Raw genomic sequence first — 14646 nt, forward strand, 5'->3', positions numbered from 1 at the left:
TCCACACCCCACAAAACCGCCTCCCACCAGCGCCGATACCGTCAAGGACATGACCAGCCAAGCAACGCATGAAGCCCAAAACACCAGCTCCTACGCCATCCTGGACACCGCCCGGCAGCAGGTCCTGGAACGCGGGGAGGGCCTGAACGAGGCCCAACTGAAAGAGATCCTGGAACTTCCCGATGACGCCGTTCCCGCAGCCCTTCAGCTTGCCCACGAGGTTCGCCTCAAGCACTGCGGAGAGGACGTGGAAGTGGAAGGCATCATCTCCATCAAAACCGGCGGCTGCCCCGAGGATTGCCATTTCTGCAGCCAGTCCGGCCTGTTCGACTCCCCCGTCCGCGGTGTGTGGCTGGACATTCCGGAGCTGGTCAAGGCCGCCAAGGAAACCGCCGCCACCGGTGCCACCGAGTTCTGCATCGTCGCAGCCGTCCGGGGTCCGGACATCAAGCTCATGAACCAGATCAAATTTGCGATCGACCGCATCCGCGAAGAAGTGGACATCAACATTGCGTGCTCCCTGGGCATGCTGACGCAGCGCCAAGTGGACCAGCTGGCCGAGTGGGGCGTCCACCGCTACAACCACAACCTGGAAACTGCCCGCAGTTACTTCCCCGAGGTCGTCACCACCCATAGCTACGAGGAACGGTTGGAGACCTGCGCCATGGTCAAGGCAGCAGGCATGGAGCTGTGCTGCGGGGCCTTGATCGGAATGGGCGAATCAGTGGCCCAGCGGGCCGAACTCGCAGCCCAGCTCGCTGCCCTTGAACCCCACGAAGTCCCGCTCAACTTCCTCAATCCGCGCCCCGGCACCCCCTTGGAAAACCAAGGAATCATGGACGGCAAGGACGCCCTCCGTGCCATCGCCGCCTTCCGACTCGCCATGCCCCGCACTGTTCTCCGGTACGCCGGCGGCCGCGAACTGACTTTGGGCGATCTCGGCACCCGCGACGGCTTGCTCGGTGGCATCAACGCAGTCATCGTGGGCAACTACCTCACTACACTGGGCCGGCCGGCAAACGCGGACCTGAACCTGCTGGTGGAGCTGAACATGCCCATCAAGGAATTCCAGAAGTCGCTGTGACTGCGGCACCAGCCCCGCCGTACTGCGGGCACTGCGGCGGTGAGGCCGTCGCCGGAAGTGACAGTCCGACGTCGGACGCTCACCAAGGATGCCAACAGCGGCTGGCAATGGAGCCGCCCCGCTTTTGCCCGCAGTGCCGGCGTCGCATGAAGGTCCAGGTCACACCACTGGGCTGGACCGCTGAATGCTCCCGGCACGGCAGGCTGGGATCATAAACACCTGGGTAGGCTGGACCTATGGGCCAGAGCCGGGATCTCCTGACGCCGGAGCAACGCAGCCGCAACATGTCCAAAATACGCGGCAAGAATACCAAACCCGAGTTGCTGGTGCGCAGGGTCCTGCATGCCAAGGGGTATCGCTACCGGCTGCACGGGCAGGCCGGTGCCGCCAAGCTGCCGGGCCGGCCCGACCTCGTGTTCGCGGGGCGTCGCAAAGTCATCTTTGTCAACGGCTGTTTCTGGCACTTCCATGACTGCCGGGCAGGCCAGCACGCGCCGGCGGCAAATGCGGAGTTCTGGGAGGCCAAGCGCAACCGCACCCGCCAACGCGACGCCCTGCAACGTGAGCAACTGGCCGTGGAGGGCTGGGAGGTATTGACGGTGTGGGAGTGTGAACTGAAGGATCAGTCAGCGCTCGAAGAGAGGCTCACCCAGTTCCTGGGGGCAGCCTCAACGGCCAGTGAACTCAATGGCCAGTGAACTCAACAGCCAGTGAACTAGGGCGCGGAGGTGACTGACGGGGCAGAGTTGACGGTCCGGTCTTTGCCCGCAGGATGGGCGCCCTGCTCCCACAGTGCGTAGGCAGCAGTCCCGCCGATGCCAAGGAGGACGGTCATGCAAAAGACGATGATGACCATCAGTCCTGGTGATGGACGCGCGCTGCTGTTCATGCTTTTTCCCGTTCCCTGATACAAGCCCCGGAATCCCCCGGATCCGTGATCTTGCCTCTGCTTGTCCTACTCTGGGGGCCGGCAATCAAGACTCCCTCTGAGTCCGCTCAAGATTGGATCAAGCTTTCGTTTTATGACGCTTCCCTGCTTCACGGGGTTCTACTGTTGAATCGTGAATCTATTGTTTGGAGGCGGGAGGAGTCTGGTGTCTGAGTATGACGAGTGCACTGACTCCCTGGTGGATCGCACCGTTCTCACCGGACTCCAGGCCGAGCTTGGCGGGGACCAAGCCATCATCAACACCTTCGTCCGCAACTACGTTGAGCTTCTGCCATGGCGGGTTGACCGGCTCCACCATGCCTTGGAAAACCGGGACATCGAAGACGCCATGGACGCTGTACTAAGCCTGAAGACCTCCAGCCACATGGTGGGTGCCATCTGCATGAACCGTCTGGCCAGGGAGTTGGAAATCAGCATCCGGCTGCTGCCCAACGGGGATCACTTGGACGAGCTAGCTGCCCAGGTCAGCGAAATCGACCACTTCGTTCCAGCGACGATCCGCGAACTCCAAGCACCCTGCTAACCGCAGGAAGCCCGTGCGCGTGTCCCGGGTGGTGCAGCTGTCCTAGTTGTTGTTCGAAGCCGGCGCGAGCCGGTAACCGACGCCACGGACCGTCTCAAGCCAGCGGGGTGCCTGGATGCTGTCGCCGAGTTTCTTGCGCAGATTTCCCATGTGTACCTCAACGGCACGCTCGTCGGCGTCGCTGACGTAACTGCCGACGTCGTAGGGTTCGTTGCGGAGGCGGCGCGCCAGGTCCGCCTTGGTGCGGACAATCCGGCCGGTTTCCAGCAGGGCAAGCAGGAGGTCGAACTCGGTCCGGGTGAGCTTCAGCTCCTTACCGTTCAGGACGGCGGTACGGGAGCCGGCGGAGACGGCCAGGCCGTTGTGGCTCACCTCGGGATCCACTTCTTCGGCCACAGCCTTGGAGTCCGAGGACGCGCGGGGCCTTCGCATCATGGCTTCAACACGGGCTCGCAATTCGCGGGGCCGGAACGGCTTGGTGAGGTAGTCGTCACCGCCGGCCTCCAGGCCCATGAGGGTATCAAGCTCCTCAGCACGGGCGGTCAGCATGATGATGTAGGCATCGGAAGACTTGCGGATCTGGCGGGCGACCTCAAAGCCATCAATGTCCGGGAGTCCGAGGTCCAGGGTAATGACATCAGGATTGAGTTCCCGCGCCGAGGTCACGCCTGCGGAACCGGTGGAGGCAGTGTGCACATCGAACCCCGCCTGGGATAGGACAACCCTTACCAACTCGCGAATATCCTGGTCATCTTCAATGACCAGCCCCACACGTACTTCACTCATCGCTGCCCCTCAGCCCCTTCGATAACCTCAGAAGTATATCCATTATGGTTAGGCTGATCTCATGAACCGACTTTCTTCTGCATCCGTGGTGGATGTGCCATGACCCACCCTTCGACTTGGGATATTGGCGAAAAGAAGAAACTCCTGGTGTTTCAGCGCTCTTTCCACGAACATACCCTGCGAATGCGGGTTGTCCTCAGCCAACTGCCGTTGTCGGTGTGTGTTTGTATTTCTGCCATCCTGGTCTGGCTGTTTTTCCCGGCCACTCTTGAGAATCCGCTCTTCCTGATCTTCCTGCTGAGCCAGGCGTTGCTCCTTGCCTTGTGCGTGATGGTGCCCTGGCACCGGCTTCCCTTTGCCAGCTTCCTCACCATCCCCATCCTTGACATGGTCTCCATCGGATTCGCACGCGAGGGCGCCCTGGAGTCCATCACCGGCCTGAGTGTCCTGGTGGTGCTGCCCGTCATTTGGCTGTGCGCCTCGGGCCTATATCCCAAGCTGGCCATTTCCATGTCCTTCCTCGGACCCTTGGGCATCGTGTGGGTTCCCCTGTTCGTTCGTGGAACCTTGACCGAGCAGGACCTCACCAAACCCCTGCTGTTCCCCATCCTCATGCTCGGCATCGGGATCTCGGTCAGCGTCCTGACCCTGAGCATGGTCCGCCAGCAACGGGCGTTGGAGGAAAAGGACCTGGCGCTCAAGGATGCGCTGGAGGTCAGCACCAAGCAGGAGCGGCTCCTCAATACCGTGATGGAGGCGCTGCCGCTGGGTGTAGTGGCAGTGGACGGCGACGGGCATGACATCCTCATGAACCGCCGCCAACGCCAAACCCATGCCTTGGCCACTCCCCCGGATAACGAGGACCCCAACGAGTCCCAGCTGCTGATCTTCGACATCGACAGGACCACGCCGCTGGACACGGACCGCCGTCCCGTGCGGCGGGCCGTCCTGGGCGAACGCTTCACCGATCAGTTGGTATGGCTCGGTTCCGGGCCGGACCAGCGCGCCTTTACGGCCAGCGCCCGTCCCATGGTGGACGACGACGGAAAGTTCGGCGGTTCCGTGGTGGTCTTCAGTGACGTCACCGAGCTGGTGAACGCCCTGGCCGCCAAGGACGATTTTGTTGCCAACGTTTCCCACGAGTTCCGCACCCCGCTGACGTCCATCCTGGGCTACGTGGAACTGATCATGGACGATCCCGACGCCCTTGACCCGAGGTCCCGCAAGCAGTTGGACATCGTCCGGCGCAACGCCGAACGCCTGCTCACCCTCGTCTCGGATCTCTTGGCCGTGCGCTCAGGCCACATTGTCATCCAGCCCCACACGGTGGACGTCGCCGAGCTGGTTCGCGGCAGCGTCACCTCCGCCGAACCGCGCGCTGCCAAAGCCGGCATCCGGCTTTCCATGGACATTCCGGAAGCTTTGGAAGCCCGGGTTGACTCCTCCCGTATCGCCCAGGTGCTGGACAACCTGGTGTCCAACGCCATCAAATACTCCCCCGACGGCGGCGACGTGGAAGTAGCCGCCTGGGAGGACGAGGACTTTGTGTTCTGCCGGGTCACTGACACCGGCATGGGCATGAATGAGGAAGAGCAAGCGGAGGCCTTCACCAAGTTCTTCCGAGCCGGAGGCGTCCGCAAGAGCGCCATCCCGGGTGTCGGGCTGGGGTTGCCCATCAGCAAGGCGATTGTTGAAGCGCACGGTGGAACCATCACGCTGACCAGCGAACCAGGGCGCGGCACCACCTTCACGGTGAAGATGCCCGCCTGAGCAGGCCTAGTTCTTCAGCCCCGCGGCCTCGCGACGGCGACCGAACAGGAAGTAGCTGACCGGGCCGAAGAAGTTGATAAAGGAAACCGCGCGCCAGATCGCCTTCTTGCCCCTGATCCCCGCATCAGGGGTCTTGGCGATGCTGCGCTGCGCGGCTACCAGCAAAGCCAGGTTCAGGGCGCCGCTGGCCATCACCGAGATGCGCTGTCCCTTGCTCATGTCACGCCAGGATTTCTTGCCGGCCATGATGCCTCCTTGTCGCGGATCTTTGCGTACGGGTTACCTCTCAGGCTAGTCCGACGCCGATCGGCCCGCTACGGCCTGGCGTACTACTTCACCCCAGGACTGCTCAGCGAGGTCAGCCACGGCGGCAAGAATTTCCGAGGGCGGCAGCGACAAGTCCAGCGGGTACTCCACGATGTCGATGTCCGTGTTGAGGATGCGGCGCAGTTTCACGTCCCCGCGGCCGGCATAGACCAACCACGCTGTGGGAACCCGGAGCGCCGTACAGTACGCCAGCAACTGGTAGTGGTCGGCACTCAAGGAGGCCCCGGCGTCGGCCGCTGCTTTGTACTTGGAGTCGTAGACCACCACGGGGCGGCCACCCAGGAAATGGACGGCATCCGGGCGCACGGTTAGCCGGTCGGAGTCGTGCACGGCCTCGTTGAGCAGTGCCCCGTACTGGAGCCGCATCTCCCCCGGATGGGTGGCCATGGCCGCACGCAGGGCAGTTCCAACGAATTCTTCGAACACCCGGGACATGTCCACCACGAACGACGCCGTGTGTTGTTTGCCGTCGCCGGCTTCAGCCGAAGCATTGCGCAGGATCACTTCGGAGAGCCTGAGCACGGCGTGGTAGCGCAGGTTCATCCGGCTGGCCCGCCATGGCGGGAGGGGCGCTCCGGACTGAAGCCGGGTGACGGCGTCGAGCTTTCCCTTCAGCTGCCGCAAGCGGCTGAGGACATCGGGCCGGACACCGGGGACCTTCCCCATCCGTTCCAGGGCAGCGCGGAGGATGCGGTTCTCAGCGATGTCCTCCGTGAATTCGTCGTAGGAAACCTCCAGCGGCACCATCATTCCTGGTCGCCGGGAGATTTGGTCCGAGATCCGGATCCGGCCTTTGACCGTCCGGAGCGACTCTTCCACCGTCAGGTACCCCTGCAGGACTCCGCGGCTCAGTGCCCGGTCAGCCAACTGCGCCAGCGACTCCGCCAGGGCACTCCACAGGTCCGGGTGCTCCACGGCCTCCACGGTGTTGTCACGGAACCCTTGTTCACCGGCATAACTGAGCAGGAAGAGCAACCGGCTCAGGCCCAGCCGATCCTTGGGACGCACTTCCAGTTGTACCGTGGCGGTGCGGACGGAGCCCACTTTGCCCACGGGTTCAATCCGGTAGAGGCCCATCCCCATGGGCGAGGCCTTGGCCAGGCCGCTGGTATTGATGAACGCTGCCGAGGGGGCGTCCAATTTGTCCACCACGCCGCCGGAGAGCTCATCCATGACGATATGCCTGGGTCCGGAACGAGCCTTCGCCGCTGAGGCAGGCGCCCGGCCCGGCCGCGGCGGAATGGCCTTAGCGGGCTGCAAGACGTCCCAGCAACTGGTCCAGCCCGAAGCGCTCCTCCAGCTGTGCCCGGTTCAGTTGCCCGTGGTAGTGCTCTTCGAGCAGCGGCATGAGCTCGTACTTCCAGATCCGACGCAGTCCGGTGGGGTTTTGGGCAGCATTCTTCATGAAGTAGGACGGCCCGATCATCAGGTTCCGGTCCCAGTCGTCAATTGCGTCGTTCAGTGCATCCAACAGGTCCGCATTGAGCGTATCCAGCCCGCGGGCCTCAAGGAACCGGCGCAGGGTGCCGCGGATCGGCTCCTCCTTGGGGTGCAGCTCAATAAAGGCAAAACGACGGCGGATGGCGGCATCCATCATGGCGATGGAGCGGTCAGCCGTATTCATGGTGCCGATGATGTAGAGGTTGTCCGGCAGGCTGAAGGGCTCGTTGGGGCTGTACTGCAGATAGATGCGGTCGTCCCGGTACTCCAACAGGAAGTACAGCTCACCAAAGACCTTGGCCAGGTTGGCACGGTTCATTTCATCGATGATCAGGAAGTACGGCTTGTGCGCGTTTTCCGGCTTGGCAGCTTCCTCCGCCAGGCGCCGCAACGGGCCGGCGACGAGCTTGAAGGACACTTGGCCGTCGTCGGTTTTGTCCGGCCGGTAACCCTCGAAGAAATCCTCGTAGGCGTACGACGGATGGAACTGGACCAGCTTCACCCGCTCATCGGTGTGGTCTCCCGCGAGCTCGGCAGCGAGGTGCTTGGCCAGGTACGTCTTGCCGGTTCCCGGCGGACCGTACAGCACCAACTGCCGGTTATCTTCGAGCAGTTCCGCGATTTCCTCCAACGGCGCGAGGTCCATGTGCAGGGACGCTGCGAACTCTTCGGTCAGGGGCCGGAAGCCTTGCTGGACAACCTCGACGACGGCGGTGGGCGGGGCTTCGTCCTCGCCGTCCGTTTCGGCCTCGACAGGGAGCAGCTCCTGCAGGGCCTGGATCACCCTGGTGACATCCACGATGATGCCGGGCGTGGATAGCTGGCGCTGGGCATGACGGGGAAGCTCGGGAATGGCGTAGCTGTCATCGAACCAGCGCACCTTGCGGCGGATGCGCCTGTTGTCTTCATGGTGTTCTGGCTCGCCAAGGACCACCCCGACCCGTACCCGGCCGGCATGCTGGTACAAGGTCAGGTCGCCCGGCTTCATGACGGTCAGGAAAGCAAAAACGGCCGTCTTGGTGTCTTCTCGTTCCACGTAGCCAAGATGCTTGTAATCCTCGTCCACGGCGTGCTGGACCACACCAGCTGTGACACCGGCGGTGAGGGCACGCAGATGCTCCACGTCCAAGGTGGCTTTTTCCTCGGCGACCCAGGCCGCCAGGAGATCCGCATTGTCGTGATGGGTGCGCAGGAGCCAGGACCTGCGGCCAGGGTCACCCACCTTCCGCCACTGGCTGACCAGCTGACGGGCATACCAGTCGATGCGCTGCCCGGCTTGCTCGTCCAAGTGCAGGCGGATGCGGTGGATGTCGGCAGTGATGTCCTCGTCGGTATCACCCTTGGCACCGCCCACAAGCGAAGCGAAGGCATCCCGGATTTCCCGGCGCTCAACATCCGCCACCACGGGCTCGAAGTACCCGGGCCAGACCAAATACTCGATGCTGCGACGCAGGGCTGGCTGATCCTCCGGCGTTGCTGCAGCAAGCTCATGGAACTTCAAGGGGTCCGCGAGCGCTTCATTGATGGTGGCCGTACTTTGACTGTCCACGTGGGCCACGAAGCGGCACAGCCACTTCAAGTGGTCCCAGATGGTCCAGTTGAATTCCGCAGTGCGGTCCCGGATCACTCCATGGTCCGTCATGCCCTCATAGAGTTCCCGGGGCAGCTCAATGGCCGGTTCAACCCAGGAGGCGGCCTCGGCAACACGGGCACGCTTCACCCTCAGGGACTTGACCTCGTGTGCCAGCGGCAGCGACTGCAGGAACAGCAATTCCACGGCCAGCAGTTTGGCCTCCCGGGACGCGCCTTCCAGGTTCTGCCGCAGGTTGGTCATCATGGGAGCCTTGGAGTCCTCCACCCCGCGCTCCAGCCGTTCCAACAGCTCACCGGCGGCATCCGCGGTCCACGTGAGGGTCCGGCCGTCCAGCGCCGAAGGTCTCCCGTGCAGCGCCGGACCGAGCACATACCAGGCCGCGTCCTCGATCTCTTTGGAGACTCCGGGGGCACGGTCAGTGGCAGGTTTTACGGAGGAAATCACCATGCCAACTTACCTTGTTTGGCTTATCCGGGCATCTGGATATCCACAGGCAGCGGTGCCACCGGCCTGACCGGGGTTAACTTCCGTCGCGCAAGTCTGCCGGAGGTTCTTCCGTCAATTCGATGGCGTCAAAACGGGCCTCACAGCCTGGTCCCATCGGTGCTTGGGACATGAAGCCGACGTGCACGGGTTTCTCCGAATCCAGCCGGAACAGGCGGACAAAGGACCATTCCCTGCCATCGGAGGAGGAGTGGAATGCCCACGCCGGACCAACCCTGCTGACCCGTAAATAGATCCATGGCGCCGTGACCACCGGGCCGTTCGAATCGTCGGAGTACCCATTGGTCACCACGCTGACCACCATGGCCTCCCCTTGCGGGGAATACTCGAAGCAGAGCTTGGCCCAGTGCTCGCTGTCCGCCCACAACGTCAACACACCGGCGTCGAACGTTGTCCTGGGTGAGGCCACCAGCACCCGGGCCGAGAGGGAGAAGGCCGCCGGGGCCCTGAAGCCCAACGCGGTGGCGCCGTGCCGGGGCTCGCCACCCAGGGAATCGTTGGTCCAATCGACGCCGGGAGCGGCCGTGAGCGTCAACGCCCCCTCCGCTTCGTCATAGCCGGCGTGTCCGGCGGATGAGGTCCACTCCATGGGCGGCAATCCTGGTATTTCGGGAATCAATCCTGGCTCCGTTCATCGACGCTGTACGTTGCAGAACACGCTTTCAGACATTGTCCCGAAGGTGCGGGACGCCACCCCGGTGCCGCCGGAAAAGATCCCTAGTGCATTCCGAATTGGTAGCTGAAGGGAACAGGCTCGTCGGGGCAAACCTCTTCCCACAACTCGGCGATTGCGTCTTCACCTTCACGCAGGTCCGGAATCTCGACGCCCTTGCGCAGGATTGCCGCCGCTTCGCCGGGGTTCCCGGTGCGCGCGAGCGCCAGCGCCTTGAGGAACGCCAACCGCCCGACGCCGGAGGCTACTTCGGAGGTGACTTCGGGGGCCTCTTGGGGTGCCGATGCGATCAGTTCCAGCGCCATGGACGGATTGCCGTGACGGATGCTGAGGGTGACAGCCTCAGTGAGCAGGGCTGTGAGGGAGGAGTCTGCCGCCACGCTCTGTCGAAGTTCGGCGAGTCCTTGCGGTTCTTGTCCCCCAGCGAGCAGTGCCAATGCCAATCCCCGGTGTGTGAGCGCCTTGGTCCTGGGCCTCACATCGCCGGCCGCCAGCACCTCTCCATAAAGGGCTTTTGCCCCCTCCAGGTCCTGCCTCGCATGCTTCATGGTGGCCAGATGGAATCTTGATTCAGGGTTCTCCTGCCCCGCCAGGAGCTCCTCCCAGTCCGCCCCGGCGACGAAGCTGGACGCGTCGTCGAACCCTTCTCCCTGCAGCAGCCGCAGCCACGGTTCCTGCTCGGCGGTGACGCTTTCGTCCGCAAACGGCGTCCCCTTTTCATCTACCCAGGCTTTGCCTGACTTCAATCGCCTGGCGCGCTCCACCACGCCCCAGCCGCTTCCGTGCAGCAATATTTCCGACGGCGGAACGTCGGCATTGCTGATCGCTGCCGGAAGCATGGCCTCAAGTTCCTCGTGGGGCAGCAGTTGTTCCAAGTGGTCGCTGGCGTGTGCCACGGCAGCATGCCAGTCGGCACCGTGCGAGGTCTCCGGATCAAGGCCCCCGTTGCCGTACGCTTCCACCCAGGCCCACTGGGCACCTGCGGGCATCACGAGGTGTTCAAACTGCGTCTGTGCCAAACCGGCCTGGATCTCGGCATACGGTCCGGCTCCAGGGCTCAGCCACTCCTGCCACCGTTTTCCGCCCTGTCCCTGGCCCCACACGAAGAGCTTCTTTCCCCGCAGGAGGCCCGTTGAGAGCATCGCCAGCCCGTCGCCGTCGTCGTCCGCTGCCACAACCCAGCGCCGCTCGGAAGGGTCGATGTCGAAGAAGAAGTCGGCCGCGTGCGGGCTGTTGACCAGCCACGTGCCGTCATACCCCTCGTGGTCGTTGGGCCTGACGCGGGTGATATCGGTGGCGTAGTCGCTGCCGAAGGCCTCGTCCGCCGGAGCTATGACCCGTGTGCGGTCCGTTTCCGGAATGGCGGCGTTGCTCCACCAGTACATGGGGACGTCGTGGTCATTCGGGTTCCGGAGCCGGACCGCAGCGAACAGGACAGCCGAGTCCTCCGGCAACCACATGTCCACTTGGAACACTACTTCCCGCAACCGTTCGTACTCCCACACGCGCAGGATGTGCTTGCCATCCGCAGTATGCACGATCGCCGTGTGCAAGGGATCGCAACTGGTGGGCGAGTGGCCACGGGTGCCGATGTTCCATTCCAGCCCGCCGGCAAACCAAGCCTTCCGCAGCGCAATGTTGGCCAGCTGCGGGGCATCGTGGGTGTGCAGGAGCTGCTTTCCGGTGGCTTTATCGAACAACTCCCAGATGCGGCCGCCCAGGGACGGGATGACGGTCACCTTGAGTTTGTTGTTCTCCAGCACGACGGCGGGCAGCTCCTTGGGTGCCGCCTCCCGGGTGTAACCGTCCTGCATGAGATACGGGTAGATGTTGGGTACCACTCCGTAACGGGCCGAGGCCTGAAGTTCTTCCGGCACGCCCTCCCCCACGGTGTAGGGCTGGTCCAGCTCGGCTGCCACCACCGGCAACGGGTTCAGCGGGCCGGGATCCGCCATGGTCAGTGAGATGGTGGTAACGGTGAGGTTGGAGCTTTCAGTGATGTCCACGTCAGTATCCGATCGTGAGGAGGAGGCCGCGCTGCGGCTCAACAGTGATGGCGTCGCCGGGCGCGTAGTCCGCAGCGGTTTGGAATCCGGCGATGGCCGGGGCCTCGATGCGGCTCTTGGCGGTAGCGTCGTCGTCGAAAATCAACGTCACATGCTCAGTGTGTCCGGCCCACGACGCCAGCGCTACAACCATGCCGCGCCCTGTCACCCACGTGGTGGCCGGCACGTCCGGATGGTTGGTCCGCACTGGCGACTTGGGGTCCCAGAAGCCGCGCATCTGCCCGTCCGCCAGCCCGGTTTCTGCCCAGAAATCCCAGAGGGGACGGTTGTCGACGGCGGGTGCCCGGCCGGTCATCCCGAACACCATTCCACGCCACGGGTTGCCGCCTCCTTCCAGCATCTCGCCCATGAGCCCGAAAGGTATCCCGGACAGTTCCACCAGCCAATAGTCCGGATCAGTGGTGCGGTAGTCGAAGTACTCCCCCAGCCAGAGCCTGTCCACGTAAGGCAAATGCTCCAGGTACAGGTTGGCTGAGGACGCAAAGCCGTCATGCGCCGTGAACTGGTTGGCCGAGTGCAGGTCTATCTCCGGCCCTTCCACGCCGCGGGCTTCACAGGCCCACTCAAGGACCTTGCGGACCCGAAGCATCGCATGGCGGTCGTAGGCGATGTCATCGAGGTAGATGCCGTCTACTCCGTCCTCGCCGGAGGCCAACTCCTGGAGGCTGCGGACGTAGAAGTTCTCCCACCGGGACTCGCCCGTGGTCACCACCGCAATGTCCTCCACGTTCGGCGCATACCAGGCGGACACGTAACCGTCCCCGGCATGCTCCTGCAGCCACATGTGGCCTTTGCCCGGGCCGTCGCTGAAGATCTCATGATCCAGGTGCAGCAAGGGCAACAGCTCCGGGCTGTGGAACGTGAGCTCCCTGACCGTGTTGTACACCTTGGCCATGAGGCCGTGCCGATGACACTCGGCTACGTACTTCCGCAGCGACTCCTGAGTCAGCAAAGGGTCGTTGATATAGGGCGCCGGCGCAGTGGCATGGTGGACGTTGACCACCGTGGCTCCCGCCGCCTTGATGTCCGCAGGATTTTCAGGAGCATGGAAGTAGCGCTTGGCCAAGTGATCGCCGGGGCGGATGGGCTTGAACGGTGTCAGCAGCAGGCGGAAATCGAAGTCCAGCGGTTCACCTTCCTTCAGGGTACGGGCGCCACTTCCGGCATGGACCCTCACCGTGCCCTCGCCGCTCCTGAGCGTCACCCCGCCGCGGACTGTGCCTTCGGAGCCGGCCTCCTGACGGTTCGCCCAGGATTGCGGTTCCACCAACGGCTTTTCCCGGTAGAAGTTGGTATTCAGTGGACGCTCGTAGTTGCCGTCCCGCAGTGCCAGCTGCATTCCGATATTGACGCTCCCCAGCCACAGCGCGTCCTGGTTCTTCCCCGCCACCTCCCACGTCCAATCCAAGGATTCCGGACGTTTCCCACCCGCCACTCCCAATCCCATGGCGAGCGGGACCGCAGCCTCGTCAAACGCAAGGTGCAGCCCGACGTCGGACACGTCCAAAGTTCCCGCAGAGCTGAGGCGCAGCGAGTACGTAACCGCGCCATCGGCGTCGAGGGCGCCGTTCAGTTCCAGCCTCAGCGTTGCGTTCCCGATCTTCCCGCCCGTCCAAGTGGACCGCCAAGAGACCCGGGCTGGCCCTTCCACTGTGAAAGTAAGCGGCGAATAGGCCCATGGGATACCGTCGATGTCCAGGCTCATCGGGGCCTTGAAAAGCTCGACGGCGGAACCATCCGTTGCGGTCACGGCCGCGGTGAAGGTGGACCTCACCTGCGCCGGGAGTCCCGACTCCGCCAAGCACAAGGACCTGCCCAGTATCCCCAACGTCCTGCTGGTTTCGTCCAAGATGACGGGTGTGTAGGGCCTGACGAGCCCTGCGTCCTGGGCCACCCGCGAATCCAGCCACGCCAAGCGGCGCAGGTAACGGGGATCGCCGAAGCCGCCGGCGGCGATGGCCGGGTCCGCGTCGCTTTCGTCCGCCACGTCCAGCCTGACCTCAACCTCTTGGGTCGCTCGGCCGGCGGCAGTGACAGCTATGGTTGCCGTGATGGTGGTTCCGGCAATTTCCTGTGGGACCGGCAGAATCACGTACAACGCCTGCACCGTTCCTGCCGGAACATTCAGCTTCCTACGCCATGGTTTGCCGTGACGATCCTCGCCGTCGGTGTTGAGGCAATGCCCACCAGCCCGCGGGATCACGTCGACGGTCACGCCGTGTAAATCCTCCAACGCGTAGAGGCCCACTTGGAGCACGTAGTCCTCCCCCGGTTCGGCTGTAACGGCGAACGTGTCCGAGGGGCCGTTGATGGCCCAATGTGCCGGCAGATCCCGCTGCATGGACACGGGGTTCAGCCGGTCCTCGGGAAAGAGCAGGAAAGCCTGGCCGGCGTGCCTGCTGTGGAGCTCCTCCAGCTCGTCCGTGCGGGCCGTGAAGTTCATCGGCGCAAACGAGTCGCGCTGGCTCGCGGCTTCATAGCGGACCACCGTTGCCTGGGGCAGCACGCTCTTTGCAGGCACCCACGCTGAACGCTCGACGCCGGCAACCCACGCGGGTTCTGCTGAGGAGCGATGTGGGAGGTACTGAGCCTGGGGATAGTGGGGTTTACCCACCATGGCATATGGCAAGTAGTAGACGAAGTAGGTGCCCGGGCCATCAACCGGCTCGAAAACGATGCTTCCGGCCTCCCGTGTTGCCTCTTCCACCATCACATTCCGGACGCGGGTACCGGTCTTTTCCGAGACGATCACGACATCCACCGACGCCTGGTCCTGGTCCTGCCGACGCCAGGGGAGGATTATCCGGTGCGCCGACTTCCCACCACTACTGTGCTGCCCCGGGCCTGCCACTTCAACCACAAACCGGTGGTTTCCGTAGAGCAGCTTGTCCCAGCTGCCGACTCCACATTCCACCTCCGGATGGCCTGTT

At 63.5% G+C, this 14646-nt stretch carries 13 protein-coding genes; 5 read left to right on the forward strand and 8 right to left on the reverse strand.

The genetic code is table 11. The features are described 5' to 3' along the window. Positions 1-49: 49 nt before the first annotated feature. The 3 genes from bioB to M1D51_RS16615 are packed head-to-tail and all read left to right on the forward strand — an operon-like array spanning position 50 to position 1782. Positions 50-1084: a biotin synthase BioB gene (gene bioB, locus M1D51_RS16605; protein ID WP_458107274.1), complete on the forward strand. Its 1035-nt coding sequence runs from the start codon at positions 50-52 to the stop codon at positions 1082-1084. Then, positions 1081-1299 (forward strand): biotin synthase auxiliary protein BsaP, encoded by a 219-nt coding sequence (gene bsaP, locus M1D51_RS16610; RefSeq protein WP_458107275.1) that lies wholly within the window; start codon positions 1081-1083, stop codon positions 1297-1299. Before bioB ends, bsaP begins: the two co-directional genes overlap by 4 nt. Positions 1300-1320: 21 nt before the next feature. Next, positions 1321-1782 carry a very short patch repair endonuclease gene (locus tag M1D51_RS16615; RefSeq protein ID WP_458107276.1) on the forward strand — a complete coding sequence of 154 codons (462 nt, stop codon included), beginning with the start codon at positions 1321-1323 and terminating at the stop codon, positions 1780-1782. A 17-nt stretch (positions 1783-1799) separates the two neighbouring features. Here the strand turns inward: M1D51_RS16615 and M1D51_RS16620 are convergent, their stop codons facing one another. Then, positions 1800-1973 (reverse strand): hypothetical protein, encoded by a 174-nt coding sequence (locus M1D51_RS16620; RefSeq protein ID WP_458107277.1) that lies wholly within the window; start codon positions 1971-1973, stop codon positions 1800-1802. Between the two features lie 205 nt (positions 1974-2178). Between M1D51_RS16620 and M1D51_RS16625 the strand changes: the two genes are divergently transcribed. Then, a complete protein-coding gene (locus M1D51_RS16625; protein WP_458107278.1) occupies positions 2179-2556 on the forward strand; it encodes an Hpt domain-containing protein in 378 nt (125 codons plus the stop codon). A gap of 42 nt (positions 2557-2598) precedes the next feature. Here M1D51_RS16625 and M1D51_RS16630 read toward each other — a convergent pair whose 3' ends face one another. After that, the gene (locus M1D51_RS16630; RefSeq protein WP_172324861.1) at positions 2599-3342 is read right to left on the reverse strand and encodes a response regulator transcription factor; all 744 of its coding nucleotides are present in this window, start codon (positions 3340-3342) and stop codon (positions 2599-2601) included. Positions 3343-3441: 99 nt separating this feature from the next. On the opposite strand from M1D51_RS16630, the gene M1D51_RS16635 reads away from it, so the two are divergent. After that, the gene (locus M1D51_RS16635) at positions 3442-5112 is read left to right on the forward strand and encodes a sensor histidine kinase (RefSeq protein WP_458107279.1); all 1671 of its coding nucleotides are present in this window, start codon (positions 3442-3444) and stop codon (positions 5110-5112) included. A 6-nt stretch (positions 5113-5118) separates the two neighbouring features. On the opposite strand, the gene M1D51_RS16640 is transcribed toward M1D51_RS16635, so the two are convergent. From M1D51_RS16640 to M1D51_RS16665, 6 genes are all read right to left on the reverse strand, one after another. After that, the gene (locus tag M1D51_RS16640; protein ID WP_172324857.1) at positions 5119-5358 is read right to left on the reverse strand and encodes a PLDc N-terminal domain-containing protein; all 240 of its coding nucleotides are present in this window, start codon (positions 5356-5358) and stop codon (positions 5119-5121) included. 45 nt (positions 5359-5403) lie between these two features. Next, a complete protein-coding gene (locus M1D51_RS16645; RefSeq protein WP_458107280.1) occupies positions 5404-6612 on the reverse strand; it encodes a 5-methylcytosine restriction system specificity protein McrC in 1209 nt (402 codons plus the stop codon). Between the two features lie 73 nt (positions 6613-6685). Further along, a complete protein-coding gene (locus tag M1D51_RS16650) occupies positions 6686-8920 on the reverse strand; it encodes an McrB family protein (protein ID WP_458107281.1) in 2235 nt (744 codons plus the stop codon). A 73-nt stretch (positions 8921-8993) separates the two neighbouring features. Then, positions 8994-9566: a DUF1349 domain-containing protein gene (locus tag M1D51_RS16655; protein WP_458107282.1), complete on the reverse strand. Its 573-nt coding sequence runs from the start codon at positions 9564-9566 to the stop codon at positions 8994-8996. Positions 9567-9694: 128 nt separating this feature from the next. Next, positions 9695-11656 (reverse strand): DUF5107 domain-containing protein, encoded by a 1962-nt coding sequence (locus tag M1D51_RS16660; protein ID WP_458107283.1) that lies wholly within the window; start codon positions 11654-11656, stop codon positions 9695-9697. 1 nt (position 11657) lies between these two features. Beyond that, a complete protein-coding gene (locus M1D51_RS16665) occupies positions 11658-14630 on the reverse strand; it encodes a glycoside hydrolase domain-containing protein (RefSeq protein WP_458107284.1) in 2973 nt (990 codons plus the stop codon). Positions 14631-14646 lie beyond the last annotated feature (16 nt).

The organism is Arthrobacter sp. R3-55 (assembly GCF_054161505.1).

Bases quoted from the DNA above. Each gene is read 5' to 3' on its own strand.
- M1D51_RS16640 (WP_172324857.1), bottom strand. From the start codon at position 5,358: ATGGCCGGCAAGAAATCCTGGCGTGACATGAGCAAGGGACAGCGCATC.
- M1D51_RS16620 (WP_458107277.1), bottom strand. From the start codon at position 1,973: ATGAACAGCAGCGCGCGTCCATCACCAGGACTGATGGTCATCATCGTC.
- M1D51_RS16645 (WP_458107280.1), bottom strand. From the start codon at position 6,612: ATGGATGAGCTCTCCGGCGGCGTGGTGGACAAATTGGACGCCCCCTCG.
- M1D51_RS16630 (WP_172324861.1), bottom strand. From the start codon at position 3,342: ATGAGTGAAGTACGTGTGGGGCTGGTCATTGAAGATGACCAGGATATT.
- M1D51_RS16615 (WP_458107276.1), top strand. From the start codon at position 1,321: ATGGGCCAGAGCCGGGATCTCCTGACGCCGGAGCAACGCAGCCGCAAC.
- M1D51_RS16635 (WP_458107279.1), top strand. From the start codon at position 3,442: ATGACCCACCCTTCGACTTGGGATATTGGCGAAAAGAAGAAACTCCTG.
- M1D51_RS16650 (WP_458107281.1), bottom strand. From the start codon at position 8,920: ATGGTGATTTCCTCCGTAAAACCTGCCACTGACCGTGCCCCCGGAGTC.
- M1D51_RS16655 (WP_458107282.1), bottom strand. From the start codon at position 9,566: ATGGAGTGGACCTCATCCGCCGGACACGCCGGCTATGACGAAGCGGAG.
- bioB (WP_458107274.1), top strand. From the start codon at position 50: ATGACCAGCCAAGCAACGCATGAAGCCCAAAACACCAGCTCCTACGCC.